Origin of the sequence: Halobacterium salinarum DSM 3754 (assembly GCF_008124605.1) — an archaeon.
GTDB lineage: Archaea > Halobacteriota > Halobacteria > Halobacteriales > Halobacteriaceae > Halobacterium > Halobacterium salinarum.
Genome location: NZ_VRYN01000001.1, coordinates 934,624 through 953,237, shown reverse-complemented (window position 1 = coordinate 953,237; position 18,614 = coordinate 934,624). Strand labels below are relative to the sequence as shown.

The 18,614-nt window shown below is 61.7% G+C and carries 19 protein-coding genes and 3 pseudogenes; 9 read left to right on the top strand and 13 right to left on the bottom strand.

Annotated elements, in window-relative coordinates; all coding sequences use genetic code 11:
- Positions 1 to 87 precede the first annotated feature (87 nt).
- The 3 genes from APQ99_RS12785 to APQ99_RS13075 all read left to right on the top strand — a co-directional run bounded on the left by APQ99_RS12785 (position 88) and on the right by APQ99_RS13075 (position 1,742).
- Complete coding sequence (locus APQ99_RS12785; RefSeq protein WP_244289006.1) at positions 88 to 285, top strand: hypothetical protein; 198 nt, start codon at positions 88 to 90, stop codon at positions 283 to 285.
- Positions 286 to 695: 410 nt separating this feature from the next.
- Entirely contained in the window at positions 696 to 1,163 is a 468-nt protein-coding gene (locus APQ99_RS04995; RefSeq protein WP_244289005.1) for an HNH endonuclease, read from the top strand.
- Positions 1,164 to 1,418: 255 nt separating this feature from the next.
- A complete protein-coding gene (locus APQ99_RS13075) occupies positions 1,419 to 1,742 on the top strand; it encodes a DUF7344 domain-containing protein (protein WP_455583692.1) in 324 nt (107 codons plus the stop codon).
- 106 nt (positions 1,743 to 1,848) lie between these two features.
- On the opposite strand, the pseudogene APQ99_RS04985 reads toward APQ99_RS13075, so the two are convergent.
- Both APQ99_RS04985 and APQ99_RS04980 read right to left on the bottom strand, forming a co-directional pair.
- Positions 1,849 to 2,169, bottom strand: a pseudogene (locus tag APQ99_RS04985) (zinc ribbon domain-containing protein); the annotation flags it as partial.
- Positions 2,166 to 2,855 carry a nucleotidyltransferase domain-containing protein gene (locus tag APQ99_RS04980; protein ID WP_136361035.1) on the bottom strand — a complete coding sequence of 230 codons (690 nt, stop codon included), beginning with the start codon at positions 2,853 to 2,855 and terminating at the stop codon, positions 2,166 to 2,168. The pseudogene APQ99_RS04985 and the gene APQ99_RS04980, both read right to left, overlap by 4 nt.
- A gap of 183 nt (positions 2,856 to 3,038) precedes the next feature.
- On the opposite strand from APQ99_RS04980, the gene APQ99_RS04975 reads away from it, so the two are divergent.
- Positions 3,039 to 3,299 carry an AbrB/MazE/SpoVT family DNA-binding domain-containing protein gene (locus tag APQ99_RS04975; RefSeq protein WP_136361034.1) on the top strand — a complete coding sequence of 87 codons (261 nt, stop codon included), beginning with the start codon at positions 3,039 to 3,041 and terminating at the stop codon, positions 3,297 to 3,299.
- Positions 3,299 to 3,403, top strand: a pseudogene (locus APQ99_RS12980) (type II toxin-antitoxin system VapC family toxin); the annotation flags it as partial. The gene APQ99_RS04975 and the pseudogene APQ99_RS12980, both read left to right, overlap by 1 nt.
- A gap of 73 nt (positions 3,404 to 3,476) precedes the next feature.
- Here APQ99_RS12980 and APQ99_RS04965 read toward each other — a convergent pair.
- The 6 genes from APQ99_RS04965 to APQ99_RS04940 form a co-directional block, all read right to left on the bottom strand.
- On the bottom strand, positions 3,477 to 4,112 hold the full coding sequence (locus APQ99_RS04965) for a hypothetical protein (RefSeq protein WP_136361033.1): 636 nt from the start codon (positions 4,110 to 4,112) through the stop codon (positions 3,477 to 3,479).
- Positions 4,105 to 4,650, bottom strand: coding sequence for a hypothetical protein (locus APQ99_RS04960; protein WP_136361032.1), 546 nt, complete (start codon positions 4,648 to 4,650; stop codon positions 4,105 to 4,107). Before APQ99_RS04960 ends, APQ99_RS04965 begins: the two co-directional genes overlap by 8 nt.
- A 275-nt stretch (positions 4,651 to 4,925) precedes the next feature.
- Positions 4,926 to 6,080: an RNA-guided endonuclease InsQ/TnpB family protein gene (locus tag APQ99_RS04955; protein WP_148889164.1), complete on the bottom strand. Its 1,155-nt coding sequence runs from the start codon at positions 6,078 to 6,080 to the stop codon at positions 4,926 to 4,928.
- Between the two features lie 38 nt (positions 6,081 to 6,118).
- Positions 6,119 to 6,946, bottom strand: coding sequence for an IS5 family transposase (locus APQ99_RS04950; RefSeq protein WP_136361030.1), 828 nt, complete (start codon positions 6,944 to 6,946; stop codon positions 6,119 to 6,121).
- A gap of 82 nt (positions 6,947 to 7,028) precedes the next feature.
- Positions 7,029 to 7,418 carry an IS200/IS605-like element ISHhu3 family transposase gene (gene tnpA, locus APQ99_RS04945; protein ID WP_136361668.1) on the bottom strand — a complete coding sequence of 130 codons (390 nt, stop codon included), beginning with the start codon at positions 7,416 to 7,418 and terminating at the stop codon, positions 7,029 to 7,031.
- Positions 7,419 to 7,592: 174 nt separating this feature from the next.
- The gene (locus tag APQ99_RS04940) at positions 7,593 to 9,254 is read right to left on the bottom strand and encodes an ArsR family transcriptional regulator (RefSeq protein ID WP_136361029.1); all 1,662 of its coding nucleotides are present in this window, start codon (positions 9,252 to 9,254) and stop codon (positions 7,593 to 7,595) included.
- A gap of 311 nt (positions 9,255 to 9,565) precedes the next feature.
- On the opposite strand from APQ99_RS04940, the pseudogene APQ99_RS12975 reads away from it, so the two are divergent.
- A pseudogene (locus APQ99_RS12975) lies at positions 9,566 to 9,924 on the top strand (DUF234 domain-containing protein); the annotation flags it as partial.
- A gap of 247 nt (positions 9,925 to 10,171) precedes the next feature.
- Here APQ99_RS12975 and APQ99_RS04930 read toward each other — a convergent pair.
- From APQ99_RS04930 to APQ99_RS04905, 5 genes are all read right to left on the bottom strand, one after another.
- Positions 10,172 to 10,732: a hypothetical protein gene (locus tag APQ99_RS04930; protein ID WP_244289003.1), complete on the bottom strand. Its 561-nt coding sequence runs from the start codon at positions 10,730 to 10,732 to the stop codon at positions 10,172 to 10,174.
- Positions 10,729 to 11,268, bottom strand: a complete 540-nt coding sequence (locus APQ99_RS04925) for a winged helix-turn-helix domain-containing protein (RefSeq protein ID WP_136361028.1) — start codon at positions 11,266 to 11,268, stop codon at positions 10,729 to 10,731. The genes APQ99_RS04930 and APQ99_RS04925 overlap by 4 nt, the downstream gene beginning before the upstream one ends.
- 616 nt (positions 11,269 to 11,884) lie before the next feature.
- Positions 11,885 to 12,280 carry an HVO_A0114 family putative DNA-binding protein gene (locus tag APQ99_RS04915; protein WP_136361027.1) on the bottom strand — a complete coding sequence of 132 codons (396 nt, stop codon included), beginning with the start codon at positions 12,278 to 12,280 and terminating at the stop codon, positions 11,885 to 11,887.
- A gap of 72 nt (positions 12,281 to 12,352) precedes the next feature.
- Positions 12,353 to 12,649 carry a toxin-antitoxin system TumE family protein gene (locus APQ99_RS04910; protein ID WP_136361026.1) on the bottom strand — a complete coding sequence of 99 codons (297 nt, stop codon included), beginning with the start codon at positions 12,647 to 12,649 and terminating at the stop codon, positions 12,353 to 12,355.
- A 213-nt stretch (positions 12,650 to 12,862) separates the two neighbouring features.
- Positions 12,863 to 14,278 (bottom strand): sugar transferase, encoded by a 1,416-nt coding sequence (locus tag APQ99_RS04905; protein WP_136361025.1) that lies wholly within the window; start codon positions 14,276 to 14,278, stop codon positions 12,863 to 12,865.
- A gap of 119 nt (positions 14,279 to 14,397) precedes the next feature.
- Here APQ99_RS04905 and glmU (APQ99_RS04900) point away from each other — a divergent pair, with 119 nt between their 5' ends.
- The 3 genes from glmU (APQ99_RS04900) to glmS are packed head-to-tail and all read left to right on the top strand — an operon-like array spanning position 14,398 to position 18,612.
- Complete coding sequence (gene glmU, locus APQ99_RS04900) at positions 14,398 to 15,603, top strand: bifunctional sugar-1-phosphate nucleotidylyltransferase/acetyltransferase (protein WP_010901949.1); 1,206 nt, start codon at positions 14,398 to 14,400, stop codon at positions 15,601 to 15,603.
- A 13-nt stretch (positions 15,604 to 15,616) separates the two neighbouring features.
- Complete coding sequence (gene glmU / locus APQ99_RS04895; RefSeq protein ID WP_136361024.1) at positions 15,617 to 16,804, top strand: bifunctional sugar-1-phosphate nucleotidylyltransferase/acetyltransferase; 1,188 nt, start codon at positions 15,617 to 15,619, stop codon at positions 16,802 to 16,804.
- Between the two features lie 2 nt (positions 16,805 to 16,806).
- Positions 16,807 to 18,612 carry a glutamine--fructose-6-phosphate transaminase (isomerizing) gene (gene glmS, locus APQ99_RS04890; protein ID WP_136361023.1) on the top strand — a complete coding sequence of 602 codons (1,806 nt, stop codon included), beginning with the start codon at positions 16,807 to 16,809 and terminating at the stop codon, positions 18,610 to 18,612.
- Positions 18,613 to 18,614 lie beyond the last annotated feature (2 nt).

The window sequence follows — 18,614 nt, the reverse complement described above, 5'->3', positions numbered from 1 at the left end:
ATGCCTACGAGAAGTACTGAACGCGCGGACGAATCCGCGTCAGCCAGTTGTACCACACCACAGAGTACTGCGACACCCACCCAACCAATGACGCCAGGCACTCGCTGTGAGCAGATTGTCGAATTCACCACCCAATCAGGGACACGCCGCCGTATCCGATTCGTCCCCCACCCCAGCAACGACACCCAGTGGCAGCGCATCGAGGAGACCTGGCGCGACCAGCAGTGGCGGCTCGTCGGCCAAGACACCGTCGGCAACGTCGACCACTGGACACGCCCAGCCTAACCAGACACACCTCGTAGTGAATCGGACGGCCAACCAGTCACGTCTTCGAACCACGTCGTCACGCTATCCAGACGACCGTTTCATCGAGTCCATATGCACCAAGAAAGCGTCCTGTATAGCCAGTTTGCCGCCAGCGGTCCACACCTCGGCCAGTGGAGGTTCTGGCGGTGCTGCCAGCAGCCCCGAACCCAACACAATGCAACCAACCACCAGCCAGCGAACAGTCAGTCGATGCATCATTTCGCCGACCAACAGCACCGAGGTATCCGCGTCCCACTGCGGCAACGCACGACCTCGTCCACTAGCGGAACGGAGGATGTGCTGATGAGTGCGCGCCAATCAGCCTCCTTCCGGAGGCGGTTCGTGCGTCCGCAAACCACCGGTCGTCGACGCCGTGGGGTGTGTGTCTGATGGTGTCGAAGTCACTCGTAGAAGCGGTCTTCGAGCGCTGGGGGAAAGCCTGTGTGGTCTGTGGGCGTCGGCCGGAGGAATGGCTCGAAACGGACTTCGGCTCACGAACGCAAGCGAGACTCTCGTTCCATCACGTCAACGGCGACGACACCGACGACCGCGTCGAGAACCTCATCCCGCTCTGTCAGAGCTGTCACGTCCACATCCACCGCGTCGACGAGCCACCCTACCGGCTGTGGCACCGCCAACTCCCACTCGAGCATCGCCATGCCTGGAATCAACACTACCACGAGTACTACGAAGGCCCCCGGCTCACTCGCGAGGAAGCCACCCAGCAGTTCGGCGACGACGATGGCACCCCCGAGAGCACCAAATACCTCGAATACGAACGCGACGACTGGCCTACCGACAACCAGGAGACCACTGCAGGCCGGGAAACCGAGGATGACCACGAGGACCAAGACTGAACGATACCACGCCGCCGCACCCGATGGAGCGCGAGTGCGTTTCCGCTTCTCTGCGTGACGGACTCCCACTCGGTGTCGGTCGCGCAGGTCAATCCTGCCGATTCGAAATATCCCCCTCGAGGGAGAGACCACGTCTGGAGAAGGATGTGTCGTGGACTGATTTTTCTCTCCCCAGGAGTGGTGGAGGAAGTATCCAGTGAGAACCAGTGTTCTACGGACTGTATCGAGTAGCAGGATCACGGCCTGGAGGCCGGGATGATGAGTGATACCTGGACCGTCTTTGATGTGCTCGCGAATCGTCGACGCCGATGGGTGCTCGGCGTGCTCGCGTTCAGTCCACGAACCCCAATCCCAGTGCGGGACCTCGCTGAATCCATTGCAGCCTTCGAGTTCGAGAATCCAACGACCACGCAGACAAAGCGAGTCCGAACAAGTCTCCGGCGAACCCACTTAGACTGCCTTGAGGGCTTTGACGCAATCCATATCTCTCAGGACGGAGTTTCGCCCGGACCATCGTTCCACCCCATCTTCCACATCCTATCAGTTGGTCTCACCCACCAACCCCACACCCAATCGTGACAGCTACCCGAGTACCACCCAGGAAAATCAGCCAAAACAGGAGTCTACCGACAGCTCCGACCTACAGGGCGGAGACGGTAACGTCAACTACCCTACCCTACTTCGCTCACCCTGACGGGTTCGCTCGTGGAGGGTGGGGCTTGTCCGTGAACTCGGCCTCGAACCCATCGGGGTAGCCGGTAAATCCGGCGTTCTGCGTCACCGTTCCAGATTTTAGGACGAGCTGACTGTTGCCCGTCCGCCGAGACGACTGTTGGCCCCGACGGACATACCGCATCCCAATGTTCTTTGCCGCATTGTAGTCCGCGTTCGCCTCCGACTCGCACTTCACGCACCGGAAGTCGTTGCGAGTCGGACGATTCTCGTCTGCCGTAAACCCACATTCGGCGCACCGCTTTGATGTGTACGCCGACCCGACTTGTTTCACCCATTGAGATCGCCGTGGAACACCATATTCCGAACAGTCTCGAACTTCTCAGTCCCGTAAACGACGAGCCCCCCGCGTAGGACCTCCTGTAAGTCCTCGCTGTAGGTTGGAACAGCCGAGAGGGCCTCAACGTCGATATGGAACTCGTAGCGGTCACCGTCGAACCGGTGGGCTTCCAGGTCTTGTCTCACCTCGTTCGCGGCCCGCTGGTTCGGGGCTCGGTCGTCCGCGACGAGCACCCAGAGGTCGATGTCACTCCGCCGATCAGCCGTCCCCTGCGCGACACTTCCGTAGAGCACAATCCCGAGCACGTCCTCGAGGCCAGTGACGAGCTCGTCGATAGCTGTTCGAACTGGCCGATGGAACGCTGCCTGGGGAATCTGGAGGACCGGATCATCCGGACGAGACAGACGGCCTCCGTTGATACAAACCAGTCGCGCGGCTCCCTCTCGTCGGTCGACGACGAGGTCGTTGCGAGCCAGCGTATCGACGTTCTTCGAGATCGTTGGCTGAGAATACGCAACAGCGTCCGTCAGCTCTGTGATCGAGAACTCGTCGGTGTGATACCGGGCCAGAAAAGAGAGGATGTCGTGTACTGCCTCACTCCTGAATAATCCCGCCGCAGGAGCAGGGATATCGAGCGTGATCGTCATCCCCGAGACAATCGTATTCGAATTGTTTTGCATAACTACTGTATCGTTCTGGTATCTACTTAAACTTTAAGTAAATGGCGGGGTCGGCTCCGCGCATTCCGTGGCGTTCAAGGCGGTCGTCGATACGCTGGTTTCGTCACCCGCACCGCCATCCGGGGGAGAGCATCCCTTCTCGTGAACGGTATTTTATGTGTTCCCTGTGTAGGACGTGGTAGCGTGAGTAAGACAGCCAAGGCGGACGATCGTGGGCGGATCGTCATTCCACACGAGATTCGCGAAAAGTACGGGGACCGATATCGTATCGTCGAACTCGACGACCGGGTTGAGCTACTCCCGCTCAAAGACGACCCCCTCGAGGGGCTCCGCGATGCTATCGGTGATGCCTTCGACGGGAGATCGATCGCAGAGATCAAACAAGCGGCACGCGACGACGCACGTGAACACGCCATCGAGGAGGTCACAGAGGCACAGAACTAATGCCCTACGCTGACACGGACTTTTTCATCGCACTCGTCAAGGACACCGATTGGCTCCAGGAACGAGCAGCGACAGTGGCCACCGAACACGAGGGTGAAATCTACAGATAAGCAAGGCGAGTGCCTCGGGGCTTGACCCCGAGGCGGTTCACACCCCAGAGCTGCATCTGTTGGGGGATCAAGCCTCAGTGTGTTTTCGGGCTCGCTGCAGGTTCTCTGAGTCAACCGTCAGATCGGTAGTGTCCGTGTTGATGAACGCCGTGTGCGAGACGCCAAGTGCGTCCAAGAGAGCACGCCAGGAGATGGTGTAGGTGAGTTGTTCGCCCATCGTGTCGTGGTCGGTCAGCGCCCAGGTATCGATGTGGTCATCAACACGGATGGCGGGGACGACTAGTTTCCCGATTTCTCGCTCGATTCCCGAGTCGATGGTGTAGACGACGAAGAGGTATAGATGGAGGCGGTTGGTGTCTTCGTAGACGTCTGCGCTGGCAAGCAACCGGTGGTGGTGTGGTCCCCAGATCCGGAACCGTCCGGGGGTTTGGGATGGATACTGGTCGATTGTGGTTTTGACCTCAAGATAGCAACTGATTCCGGATGGACTCGGAACGAACGCATCCACCCAGGGGCCTGGCGACCACTTCTCGAAGCGCGCAGTCTCGCTAACGAGGGCAGTGGCGAGTCGCTCGGCGTTGTAGCCGCGTGGCGCTGCAGTTTCACGCCCCCGGCCGTAGGGCTCATTGCCGTCGAATTGCTCACGCACATCCTCCAGTTTGAGCCCGGGACGAACGACAATCCCCGGCAGATCGTCACTCATCCGCCCGGGGGAGCACCAGATAGATGGCTTGCCGCAGATAGTAGGCGGCATCCGGATCGTCGATTCCGGGATAGGTATCGAGGAGCGTGGCAACGACTGAGTCGAGTGACTGACTTGAGAGCTGGCACTCACAGAATGACGTGGTGAGATCGCCAGTTGGGGTGGTCGTGAGTTCGGTGATTGGCTTGCCACAGCGGGGACACACAGCCAGCGAAGCACCGTCATCGATTGCCGGCGTGTCGATGGTGCTCTCTAGGCGGAGGGCTTGGCTGGTGAGGCGGTCGCGGCCGTCAGTCGTCACCTCGTATGGATCCAGCGGCATCTCAGCCTCGATCAGGCCGGCTTCGTCGAGGGCCTGGAAGCTGCCCAGGAGCTCTTGGTCGGTGAGCCGCGGGTGCTGTGGGCCAGTGAGTGCCGCTCGGATGTCGCTGCGGGTCGTTGACTCTCCATCGCGTTCTCGTCGAGCGATGGTATAGAGGAGTGTGCGCGCTGGGCCGGACAGGTCAGTCCAAGCGACTGGGGCTTGTTGTGACGGCATTTGCTGTGTAGTCGGAGTGTCGGCCGCACTCCACAAGGTTGGACTCCCCCCAACGCCCCTGTAGAACAACGCCAGCAGGTCGCCATCACAGAACGGGCCGGAGAACCACAGATGCAGCCGTTTCGTCGCTAGTTTGGGAGGCGGGTTCACTGACAGCGACAACAGCACCGTTGGGGGTACCGCAACGCAAGAGAGACAGAAAACCACCAACTCCTCGAGGACCAAGCTTTCAGAAAGACACTGGGGGAGCTACATCCACTGACATCCTCCCACGGCTAAAGCCGTGGGGTTCCCCCACTGGGGGTTGAACCCACGGATACGGAGAGGTTCGCAGGTTCGTCGTCACGGTGGACGATGACCTGCGTTTCGGGCCGTGCCAGTACGACCCCCGCCTCGGACAGCGGTCTTTCGAACTTGCCCAAGGCTCGTTTGCCGATGTTGAGCGCACCGTTCTTGTCCGCGTTGTCGTCCAACCCGCACTCGGTGCACTCGAAGCGTCCCTGCGTCTCACGGACACCCTCGCAAGCACAGCGGTTGCACGTCTGCGACGTGTCGTATTCTTCGACCAACTGCACGTCGATGCCTGCGTCGTGGGCTTTGTATTCGATGTAGTTGAGCAGGCGGGCGAACGGCATCTTGTGGGTCTTGTCGTTGACGTACCGTCCCTTGTCGTTGTCCTTGCGAATTCCGCCGAGGTCGCCCACGACGATGACTGCGTTCCGTTCCTCGGCATCCTCCACGATGTGCCGAGCAATTTTGTGGAGGCGGTCGTCCACCTTCCGCGTTTCAGCGTCACCGATACGCTCGACCACCTGTTGTCCCTGTCGGGGTTTCGATTTCCCGATGGACTTGCGGAGTTGCTTGTAGTGTTCGCGGATACGGCGCACGTCCTCGCCGTAGAAGGTGGTTTTGCGGTCGGAGAGGAACGCGCAGGTAGCGACCCACCGTGTGCCCATATCGATAGCCAGCACGTCGTCGTACTCGTCTTGGACGGTCACAGACCGCTTCACGACGAGATGGACGTACCAGTCACCGTCACGGCGCACCAGTTCGCTGTCCCGAATATCACCCTTGCGGACGAGTTGTTCGTCTTTGTGCGGAACGTGGGCAGGGCACCAGATGGAGTTTCCTCGTCCCCGTTCGGGGTCGTAGACGGGGACTTTGACCCACCACGACGAGAGAACGGTGTCCTCGTCGTAGGACACGTCCAACACGTCGTTGCGGAGAACGACGGGCTGTTCGGTGTCGGGGTTCGGGTCTTTCTGTCGTTGCACCTTCGACGCCTGCTGGTCGGTCGCGGAGTAGAGGTTGGCGTCTCCGCCGTGAACCTCAGTCTGGAACGCCTCGTACTCACGGGCGAGCAGGTCAGCTTTCTTGTTGGTCAGCGAGTGGAGTTTGACCCGCACCGTGGTTGAGACGTTCCGTTGCATGACTACGGCTCTGGTGAATCGCCATACTGCGGTTGATTTCACGGTGTGACGGCTCGCTTGATGTTGTGCACGACACATTTCAAGACGATCTCCCGGAACTCACGAAACCACGCTCGCGCACGCACGGCGTCACCGAGCGTGCGCTTGATCGACGAGAAGACGGTCTCACACATTGATCGCTGGCGGTAGCGAGGCCCATCGACCCGCGCGTTGTGCGCGTGGTCGATGGGCCGGAAGATCCGATGCTTGATCAGCGGCCTCACGCCGTCTTCCCGAAGTTTCTCACGTAATTCCATCCAGTCGTAGCCTTTGTCGGCGGCGAGGCTGGTCAGGTCGCCCGCGTTGCGGCGGGCGACCTGCCAGCCGAGCTGCGTGTCGTGCGGTTTCCCGGTCGAGCAATGAACGTCCAGGATCGCTTGCGTTTCTGTGTCAACGAGAGCGGTCGTTTTGAGCGTCTGAACGCGGTAATTCGTCCGGCGACAGTAGTGCTTGCTCGCGGTTTCGCGGTCGAAGAACGTCGCGTCGATCGCGGCGTGCCCGCTCGGGTCGTGCAGCTGCGCCGACAGGCGCAGCAGCACGCGCCACAGCGCCGTCTTGAGTCTGTCAAACGCCTTCACTAACGTCGAGTGGTCGGGGAGATCGCCCTCGCTGAGGCCGATCTCGGCCAGTATTTGTGGCATCTCGCTCAGCAGATCGAGTGTTTCCCGGTACGATTTCTCCAAGTAAACCCGCAGACAGTGCAGCGACACGACCGCGTAGTCGGCGAAGCCGCCACCCCCTTCGGGGGCGGCGACTTCGCCTCGACCACCAACAGCATTTTTAGCTAACGTGACCGCTTTCTTCGTGAAGCGGGAGATCTTCGACATGAATCATCGCCGATTTCCCGCTTCATTCCACTAGTTCTGACGGTCGAAACCGACGCCGTCTAGTGATTCACCAGAGCCATGACTACTCACCTGCTTGGGCGTCGATGTACTCCTCAATGACTTCGCTGGATACGTCGCCCGCACTTGAGACGAAGTACGAGCGCGTCCACAGCGACGGCAAGCCGAAGTCGAACTCGTCTCGGAGGTGGCGCGAGGAGTAGCCCTTGACCTGTTGCATTATCTTGTTCGGGGCAAGGGTCGGGTCGCCTGTGATGAACAGGTGTACGTGGTCGGGGCGAATTGCCAACTCCAGTATCTCCAACCCGAGTTCGTCGGCTTTCTCCTCGATGAGTTCTTCGAGACGGTCACGTACCTCGCCTTCAAGCACCGATTTGCGGTACTTCGGGCACCAGATGAAGTGGTACTGGAGTTTGTGGACGTTGGTACGTTCCCTGTCGAACCCACGAGGCATCGTCACTATGTAGAAGTCACTCACCGAAAGATGTTACGCAGACATTCAACCCCAGCCGTGCCTACGAGCGTGGAAAGATTCCCAGTTGTCGGCTTCATCCCACCCGTGAACGGGTGGGCTTTCGCCTCGCTACCGCTGTAACGTGCTGAAAACTGGCTGGCGGTCATCCTGTAGTTACCGGTCGGTCGATTTCGTTCGCTGGTACGTATTGAGCCGCCCACTCCGATCAACAGTGATCTCACGGTCCTCCTCGAGATTTCGGAGTTTGTTGTAGATCTGGTGGTCGGGGAAGTCCAGTTCTTCGCGGAGGTCTTCGATCGTTTTTGGGTTTTCCAGCGAGACGAGCAACGCGTTCTCAAGACAGTACGAGACGAGCTGGTCCGTGATTGGCGCGACAATATTGTGCCGCTCCTCGAGGACATCGAGCGTATCGAGCACAGCAAACGAGAAGAACTGCCCCGTACGGGCCTCCTGGGTCTTGATCTCTTGAAAGATACTCCCCCAGTCGAGTTCGGCTTGTCTGGCAATCAGTGCGGCGTCTTCGAGATCGCCTTCGCGTTCCGTGATCGATTTGAACACGAAAATGTCAGTCAGTGAGAGCAGATGTACGTGAAGATTGCCGTACTCGAATGACTGGTCGCACCGCTCGATCATCGCCGGCGTCAACTGGAGCTGGCCGGCGACCGCCTCCACGAAAATATCCCAGCGCGGAAACCCCTCCTTCTCCAGCACAATACTGGGATCAAGCTGGTTGTATGCCGCTTCCAAGTCACGACGCTCCTCGTATCCCAGGTCCTGCAGTGATTCGGCGATTGTAAAGAACGTCTGTCCCTCCGCAACGACAAGGTCGACGTCTTTCGTCGAATCCTTTAACCCACGCAGAATGAGATTGCCACCCCCAAGAAGATACACGTCGACGGATGTCTCCAGATGGTCGCCAAGCTCTTCGAGCCCCCGTCGAAGGCTATCTTCCGGATGGTGGCCACGCGGATAGACCCCATAGTCGTTCGCGAAATCGATGAATTCCGCCCACGGGAGAAAGAGCGCCTCGTGGTGGACCTCCCGCTGATCGATGTATGCAAAGAGATCGGCCCATCTCTCAACGGACTCCCACCGGTTCGCGAGCCGCCACAGGTCGCTGGCGTCGAGGGTCGCGCGATGTGTCAGATAGAACACGCCAACCATCGCCATCTGTTTCTTGGTCTCAGCAACAGTCACCGCATGGATTAGCACCGCTTCGAGTTCTAGCGAGCGATCACCCTGGTAGACGTAGGTTTTCGCTGGGTGATAGTCGACGCCGTAGCGAGTAAACGCCGAGAACGCAGTTGGCGTGCCGTCGACGTCGTCTTTGGTCGTCACGACCAGTCGCTCGCCCTGTGCGCGGAACTCCGTCTCGAATGGCGTGGTCCGATTTCTAGCCTCTAGAAAGGACTGAAGCGTGTCATCGGTGATGGTGTAGCCATCGTCCGTTTGTGCAATCGCCCCGGTCTCACGGATCTCGTTCAGGTGCTGGTAGAGCGTCGATTTCGCAAACCCTTGTTGTTGTAACTCCGAGATAGTCTTCGACCCGTCGAGAAGCTCACCCAGAATCTCTTCTTTCGTCCCCACCAGCACGTTTTCGAGTGTATACTGTTCGAGGAGGTCTGCAAGCAGCGTCGCTTCGTAGGTGGTAGCCAGCCGGACGCCATTAGTTCGGTCGATGAGATTGGCGTCTTCAAGATCACTCACGAGCTCCGACGTCCAGCTTTGACTTTTGCCGATAGCATCAGCTAACTCACCGATGGCGTACGATTGGTCTCGCAAGTAGCCGATAATCTGTAGCGCCGTTTCTCTCACGAATTCCAATTTAACCGATATACGTATAAGTAAATCGGTGGGAGTGGAATTGAATCTGTGGAGTTTCGATGGGGCCGTCAGTTGGGGAAGGATTCGAAAGCGACCAGCGGGAAATCGATTCGCTGCCGTGGCATTCTCCCCGTCGTGAACGACCAGGCTTCCCGTACCGCAGGTGGAGTATTTGCTTGTCTACAGGCGGAGCAGGGCGAGTGAATCGGGGTCGTACGGAAGACTCCGTCTTCCGTGATGACGAGACGCCGTCGGCGTCTCGAACCACCTGACCCCGAGCGTGAAGCCCGTCACCACCTTGAGTCTACGGCAAAGAAGACCGATACGAACGACGGGGTCCAGACGTCTACGAGGCGGTCATCGAACCAGAACTCCTGACTTCGTGAGCCAAGCATTCGAGAACCTCTGCCAGGATACACTGCCGAATCTGCTTCCCGAGGAGACGTTCCTCAATATCAGCCGCTGGTGATACAAAGAACACGAGGTAGACGTCGTCGGGTTCACGACAAGCGGAACCATGGTGGTGGGGGAGTGTGAGTTCACGAACGCACCGTTTGATTACAGTGCGCTCGCCGCACTCGAAGACCATGCCCCAGAAATCCCCGGGACATCAGATACTGGCGACACCAGTACGGAATCCGCATTGTTCACGCGTAGCGGCGTCAACTGCGTTCCGAGTCTCCCTAATTTCGTTCTCTCGGCTTTGGTGAATCGCTATACAGCGACGGGTTTAGGCCAATCCGAGTTGCTCTGAGAGGGGGGGGGGACTGCGAGATTATGCCGTCGATTTTCGAAAATAACTCCACAATGTCACTCTCAGTGGCGGCCTGAGCTGGGTGTCTTCACTGTCAAAGCCGCCGCCCTCTAGTGATTCACTAGAGCCGTTCTCTCGAATCTGGCTCACGTCGTCACGCCCGTTGTAGTCGATTGGCGATGATCTCGAGGGTCTCCCAGAGCACACCGGTCGGCGCTGTCGCGGCAAGCGATACTTCCTCGTAGTTGTAGTCGTCGCTCGGTGCGGTCCGCTCCTGGAAATGGAGATGGCCCTCGACGTGTGGATTTGGTTCAAGGTGGACGCCACAGTCGAACCCCGATGATTCACTATAGTGGATTTTGAAATTCGACGTAAGCGATGTCCGGTGGCGGTCATCCAGAGTCGCCGCTGGTGGAATATGGGGATTTGGCTGCCACGTCACCCGTAGCGACGCCGATTCACTCTTACGCCCAAACTGTGCCGGGTCGACGTCCGCCTCAAGTTCAGCATACTGCCCATCCGGGCTCCCCAACGCAGAGCTGATGGCTGGATGGCGTTCGAGTTGCTCGCGCAGTGATCGCAGAATGCGGTGGCGTTTCTCAGCGACGTCCTGCGTCGACTTCCAGCCGCCATCCGGTCGCTGTAAATGGCGGTCAAGCCCGCTATCGACGGGAGGGTGCTCCGTTCCGTTATCATCATCGCCCGTGTCGGTCATGCAGAGGTCGGTGGGCGAGCGGTATAGGTCTCGTAGTGGTCAATCGCGTCCCGAAGCAGTGAGAGTTGATACTGTGCGGACTCCCAATCTGCTGCGATACGAAGCCGCTTTTGCGCTTCCGCAACCGAAATCTCGTTCGTGACGGACGCTCGAAGCGACCGTGGTGATTCGACATCGTACTCCGCTTTCCAGGTCGCAATATCAGAGTGGATCGCTGTGGCCTGTTGGCTGAGAGTCGCTTCTGAGTTCTCTGCGACGAGTTCTTGGATTGCAGTCAGGCGGGTGTAGACTGGGTCCGGATAGTACGTTTTGCCCTGTGGTGACTCGTCGGTGACGAGCACACCGAGGTCGACGAGCCGGTCAAGATGATTCCTGGCCGTCGGCTCAGAAACATGTGCTTCATCAGCGATCCAGCCAGCCGTCCGTGGGTTCTCAAGCGATGACGCAACCGATCGTACTCGGTCGAATCCCGTGGTTGCTTCTTTCCACCGGGAGACATACGCCGGTTGGTCGTCCCCATCATGAGAGTCGGCCATACGCTACACCACGCCACGGAGAAATATAGTATTTCCCCAAGGTAAATTATGTTGTTTCGACTATCCGATCTTTCTGCGAAGAGAGAATCCCCTCCCCCGCCGTTTACAGGCGGTCGAGGAGAATTCCCTGGAGCTTGACCCCGAGGCGATTCACACGAGTTGTACCACACCACAGAGCACCGCGACGCCAACGCAGCCAATGACCCCTGGCACTCGCCGTGAACAAATTCTGGAGTTCACCGACCAATCCGGGACACGACGCCGCATCCGGTTCGTTCCCCAATCTAACCACGACGACCAGTGGCAGCGTATCGAAGAAGTCTGGCGTAACCGAGAGTGGCAGCTCATCGGCCAAATGACATCCTCCCCCGCGTGAACGCCGGGGTTTCCGCCGTGGGAGTCTCAGCCGGTCTCAGAGTCCCCGGAGGCAACATTCCCGTTGTGGTGGACGGTACTCGGGTCTGTGCGCTGTTCTTTGGAACGATGAGAGCGTGGTGACTCCGACCAGAGTATCCTACGGTCGGCGTAGGAGAACGTTGCCTCCGTAGGGGGTGGCGCTAATGCCAGACCCCCAACGCGAGGAATCCCACGGCTTCAGCCGTGTGGAGGATGTCAATCAGGCGTTCGCCTTCCGCTCCTGTCTTGACTCAGTCGTGAGCGGGATGTCGGCGTCGATCTCGTCGTACCACACGACCGGCCGCTTCGCCCGGCCATCTTCTTCGAGTTCGACGAGGCCGTAGTCGGCCAGCTCGTTCACATTCTCGAGGACCTCTGGCGGGTTTCGGTCAACGAGGCGCGCAAGCTCGCGGATACTTCCCGGCTCGTGTTCGACGATCGCTTTCAAGAGCTCGAGGTTGGTTGAGCGGAAGACACGGCCGAACGTTTCGAGGTTCTCGATCGAGAGCGTCGGCTCGCTGGGGTCGACATCCTCGCCAGTGTCGATCGCTTTGAGATGCTCTTCGAGGTCGCTACGGTCGGCGGACTTAATCTGAACGTGGAGTGTTTGGGTCATTGGGAATACACAATCTGTTGTTGGTTGTGGGTGGGTCGAGGACTAGTTCCTCGGTCACCGTACTCGGACGAGCTACCAGTCGTCGCGCTTCTCTTCTGGGAGGGCTGCCCGCCAGGCACGGAAGATCTCTGCAAGGCCGGGGTAGTCGATCTCGAAGGTCTCGCCCCCGAGATGGAGCTCGTGGACGCCGTGGTGGTTATCGAACCGGATGATCGGGTCGTCCGCCCCGGCTTCGCTGTAGTGGTAGGTGTACTTGATCCCGTCCTCGAATCGGTCTGAGGTCGGGACCGAGAGCACGCGCACCCGCGCAACGGTGCCGTCGGCGTAGGCTTCAATCTCGTCTTCGAGTACGGTGACATCATCGCTCATCCACACCTGTGCCAAGGCACGCCGTTCCGATAAGTGTTAGGGAAAATACTAACAAAAGTACGGAAACACCCAGCACGTCGGCATAACATCCTCCGAACCCTGAACAAGGAAGCGCGTGACGTCGCCACGGTCATGCGAGTACCCCATTCGTCGCCGCACACTGTCAGTGATGTTAATAGTCCGTGGAACGCCCTCCCAGAAAAACGACCCCCCTTACTGACGCAGGGTGTCTACGGCGTCAACGCCGACTTTCCAGATTTGTCGAATAACCAGCTTCACGTCGTATCCGAACGACTGCTGTTTGACGTACTGGAGGTCGTAGCGTAGTTTCTCCTCGGGTTCGGTGCTCTTGACGTCGTTCACTTGTGCTAACCCTGTCAGTCCGGGTTTCACGAACCATCGTTTGCGCCACGACTGCTCCTCGGCCTCTAACAGCGACTCCTCTTCGGTCCACACTGCCCGCGGACCGACGACGCTCATGTTTCCCACCAGAATCGACCACAGTTGTGGGATCTCGTCCAGATGCGTCTGCCGTAACACGCGGCCGACGCGCGTGATCCGGTCGTTGTCCTCGTCGTCGACTGGCTCCGCAGATTCACCCTTCGATCTCATCGATCGGAACTTGTACACGGCGAACGTCTCCCCGAATACCGCCGTCCGCTCTTGCTGGTACAGCACCGATCCGCCGTCGTCGAGCTTGATTGCCACCGCAATCCCGAGAATCACCGGGCTCAGCACGACTAGCCCGATCCCGGAGAACGCCACGTCGAAGATGCGTTTCAGGGCGTAGTCTTGGACGTCCCAGGGTTCGACGTCTACTTCGACAAGCGTTCCGACGTCGCCCTCGGCGGTCAACACTTGGTCGGCGTGGTCGCGATGTACTTTCGCGTCGACGCCGTGTTCGTAGCAGGCGTCTAGCGCGCCGAAGAATTCTGCGCGGTCGGTGTGTTCGAACGCGAGCACGACGGTGTCGACGTCGTACTCGACGAGGATGTCCTCGATGCGGGAGAGGCCGCCGAGGCGGTCGTGGTCGTTGAGCGCGCGTGCATCACTGCCGCCGTCCGCGACGGCGGGGTGTGGGGGGGCGGCGTCCGGGGTGCGTGGGACGACTGTGGGGCAGACGTAGCCGTAGAGTGGGTGGTCGATGTCGGCGACGAGGCGCTCGATTTCGTCGAGCGTGTCGCCGACGACGATGGTGCGGGATGCTGCCGTCGGGGTAGGACGGCGGCGGATCCAAACGAACAGCGCAGGCACCGCAACAAGGAGGACTGGCGTGACCGCGAGCAGCGTCGTTCTGGGGAGGCGGTACGTGTAGTCGAAGTAGCCGATGGCAGCGAGCGCGAACAGGGCGACGACGACGCGTTTCTGCGCGAGCACCACCACGTCGAGGACGCGACGGGGACGGGGTTTGTACAGGGGGAGGCAGGCCACGGCGACGACGCAGACCGTGGTACTGACTTCGAGCAGTCCTTCAGCGACGCCCGGCGGGTCGGCCGCGAGCTGGGCGAACACCGGGAGCGCCCCGGTGAGTGCTTGGCCGGTAGGGCTGTTGGCGACCCCGACCGCGAGCGCGGTGAGCAGGCAGACCCCCGCAATACTCCCGAGTCGGTACCGCCACCCGCCAAGCATCGTCTATCACTGAGTGGTGGGCGGGGCGAGCGGTTAAGCACTCCGACTTCGCCCGGGGAGTGCACGCCAGTAGCGAGTTCCTGTGGACTTAAGCGCCCGAGCGGCGACAGTGGAACGTGATGCAGGCAATCGTCGTGGCGGCGGGGCGCGGAACGCGCATGGGACCGCTGACGGAGACGCGGCCGAAGCCACTGGTGCCGGTGGCGGGCGCGACACTGCTTGAGCACGTGTTGGATGCGGCGGCCGGGGTCGTCGACGAGTACGTGATCGTGGTGGGGTATCGGGGCGACCAGATCCGGGAGCGGATCGGCGCGTCGTACGCCGGGACGCCGGTGGTGTACGCCGAGCAGGACACCCAAGAGGGGACCGCGCACGCTGTCGGCTGTGCGGAGCCACACGTCGAGGGGCCCTGTCTGGTGTTGAACGGGGACGTCTACGTGACGAGCGCGCTGGTTGAGGCGTTGGCCGGCGCGGACGGGACGGCGATGTCGGTGATGCCGGTTGCGGACCCACAGTCGTATGGGGTGGTGGAGCGCGGCGACGACGGCCGGGTGACCAATGTCGTCGAGAAGCCGACGGACCCACCGACGGATCTCGCGAACCTCGGGCTGTACCGGTTCACGCCACGAGTGTTCGAGTACATCGACACCGTCGAGCGCAGCGAGCGCGGCGAGTACGAGCTGACGGACGCGCTCGCGCGGGCGATCGACCGCGAGGACGGCGGCGTGACGGCGGTGTCCTACGACGGCCCGTGGTTGGACGTGGGGCGGCCCTGGGAGTTGCTCGCGGCCAACAGCGCGCTCCTGGCGGAACAGGAGCGCGAGATCAACGGAACGGTGGCGGACGGCGCGACGCTGACGGGACGCGTCGTCGTCGAGGACGGCGCGCGGGTTCGCGATGGCGCATACATCGAAGGGCCGGTCGTCATCCAATCGGGTGCGGATGTCGGGCCGAACGCCTACGTTCGCGGCGCGACCGTTGTCGGACCAGACGTCCGGGTTGGGAACGCCGTGGAGGTGAAAAACTCGATTCTGATGGCTGACACGGCGGTGGGCCATCACGCGTACGTCGGGGACAGCGTGCTCGGGGCGGACGTGAACTTCGGTGCGGGCACGAAGGTCGCGAACCTCCGCCACGACGACGCCCCCGTTCAGGTGCAGGTGAACGGCGAGCTGGTCGACACGGGCCGCCGGAAGTTCGGGGTCGTCGTCGGGGACGACACCAAGACCGGGATCAACACGAGCCTGAACGCGGGCGTGACGCTGGGAACGGGGACGCGAACAACACTCGGGGCGGTCGTGACAACTGATAAGGGCCGTGACTGAGAGAACACAGTCAATGCAGGCTGTTGTGCTGGCGGCGGGGAAGGGAGAGCGGCTCTGGCCGCTGACGGAGAACCGGCCGAAGCCGATGGTGCCGGTTGCCAACCAGCCCATCCTGGAGCATATCGTGGACGCGTTGGTGTCGGCGGGCGTCACGAGGGTGATGTTGGTCGTGGGGTCGAACCGGGAGCGCGTCCAGCGGCACTTCGAGGACGGCTCGCGGTGGGGGATCGAGATCTCCTACGTGGTCCAGGACCGACAGCTCGGCACGGGCCACGCGCTCGCGCAGGCGGAGTCCGTGGTGGGGGAGTCGTTTGTCGCGCTGAACGGCGACCGCGTCATCGACGCGTCGCTGGTCGAGGACGTTTGGGAGTGCCACCGTGAGAGCGGCGACTCCGCGATGGGCGTGACCCAAGTCGAGACGCCGAGCGCGTACGGCGTGGTCGATCTCGACGGCGGGACCGTCACCGACATCGACGAGCAGCCGGTGCCCGAGCTGGTGGCGTCGGAGTACATCAACGCCGGCGTGTACGCGTTCGGCCCGAGCGTGTTCGCGGCGATCCGGCGGACCGACAGCTACGGCGAGCTGGCGCTCACGGACGCCCTCGACGAACAGCTCGCGGACCACGAGCTGCGGGCCGTGCGGTACGACGGCCGGTGGCTCGACGTCTCCGAGCCGTGGGATCTGGTTGCGGCCAACAGCGCGCTCATCACGGACCAGCGCTTCGACCCGCCGGTGGAGCGGCGCAAGCCCCGAGGGAGCGTGCCGGGCGACGATCAGCAGGCACCGGTTGGCGGAGGGACCGTCTGTGGCGAGGGCGTTATCGTGCACCCGCAGGCAGTGGTCCGGAACGGCGTTGCGCTCGGCGACAACGTGACCGTCGGTGCGAACGCAGTGATCGAACAGTCGATACTGTTACCTGACTCGACGGTCAACCCAGGCGCAGTAGTGAACGACAGCATCGTCGGCGCGAACGCGACCATCGGCGCGAACACGACCGTGGAGGGCGGCCAAACAGACGTGGTGCTTGGTGACACGGTCCACCAGGGGGTTCGGTTCGGGGCGTTGGTGGGCGACAACGCCGAGGTCGGCTCGGGTGTGACGGTCGCACCCGGGTCGATCGTCGGGAACAGCGCGGTCGTCGACAGCGCCACGGTCGTCACCGGGCGCGTCGACGACCAGGCGCACGTTACGAGAGGCTGACTATGTGTGGAATCACGGGCTACATCGGCACCGATCCGACGGGACGCATCGTCCACGAGGGACTGCAGAACCTCGAATACCGCGGCTATGACTCCGCTGGCATCGCGCTCGCCGGCGGCGGCTCGCTGTCGGTGCACAAGACCGGCGGCGAGGTCGGCGACCTCCCAGTGCCGTCCCGCGAGGACGGGACGCGTGGCATCGGGCACACGCGCTGGAGCACCCACGGCGAGCCGACGCGGGAGAACGCCCACCCGCATACGGACTGCACGGGCGACGTAGCCGTGGTGCACAACGGCATCATCGAGAACTACGCCGCGCTCGCCGACGAACTGCGGGCCGACCACGTCTTCCACAGTGACACTGACACCGAGGTCGTCCCACACCTCATCGAAACCCACCTCGCCGACGGCGTGTCGCTGCTGACGGCCGTGCAGCGCACGACCGAGCGCCTCACCGGGAGTTACGCGCTCGCGATCACCGCCGCCGGCCACGACGGCATCGTGGTGGCGCGGTCGGACAGCCCGCTGTTGCTCGGGCACGGCGACACCGGTACGTTCGTCGCCAGCGACGCCACCGCGTTCATCGAGCACACCAACCGGGTCACGTACCTCCGGAACGGCGACATCGCGCACCTCACCGAGACCGAGTGGACGGTGTACAACGACGGCGCGCGCGTCTCACGGGACATCGAAGCGCTCGACTGGAGCGCCGACGCGGCGGGGAAAAGCGGCTACGACCACTACATGCTCAAGGAGATCCACGAGCAGCCACGCGCGCTCCGGCAGGCGATCTCCGGCCGCATCAGCGATCTCGGGACGGACGTGACACTCGACATGGAGCTGTCCACGGAGACACTGCAGAACGTCGCGGAGCTCCAGATCGTTGCCTGCGGCACGTCGTATCACGCCGGCTTGTACGCCAAAGAGCTCCTGGAGACCCACGCCGACCTGCCGGTGACCGTGCACGTGGCAAGCGAGTACGAGCTTCGGGGCGGCCGCAGCCCCAAGGACACGCTCGTGGTGGCGATCACCCAAAGCGGGGAAACAGCGGATACGCTGGCCGCGCTCCGGAGCGCGGCCCAGAAGGGAGCACCCACGCTCGCGTTGACGAACACGCTCGGCAGCACGGTCACGCGGGAGGCCGACGACGCGCTGTTCATTCGCGCCGGCCCCGAGATCGGCGTCGCTGCCACGAAGACGTTCGTCTCACAGGTGGCGACCGCCGCACTGCTGACCATGCACATCGGGCGCGCCCGCAACGCCATCAGCACGAGCGACGCCGCCGCGCTCCGGGACGCGATCCGCGACCTGCCGGGGGCGGTCCAGCAGGTCCTCGATCAAGCCCCCGAGATCGCGTCGATCGCCCGCGAGTACGCCGACAGCGACGCGTTCTTCTACGTCGGGCGGCGGGCCGGCCGACCAGTGGCCTTGGAGAGCGCGCTCAAGCTCAAGGAGATCTCCTACGACCACGCCGAGGGGTTCAGTGCGGGCGAGCTCAAACACGGCCCGCTCGCGCTCGTCACGGACAACACGCCCGTGGTGGCGGTATTGACCGAGTACGCGGCACCGGAGAGAACCGCGAACAACGTCAAAGAGGTGCAGTCCCGGGGCGCGGACGTCATCGGGCTCGCGAGCGACGCCGGGACCGCGCGCCACGCCGACGTCACGATCACGCTCCCGGCGTGTGGCCCCCTGGAGCCGGTCGTGGCGAACGTTGCCCTCCAGTTGTTCGCGTACCACATCGCCAACGAGAAGGGGCGTCCCATCGACAAGCCCCGGAACCTCGCGAAGAGCGTGACCGTCGAGTAGCG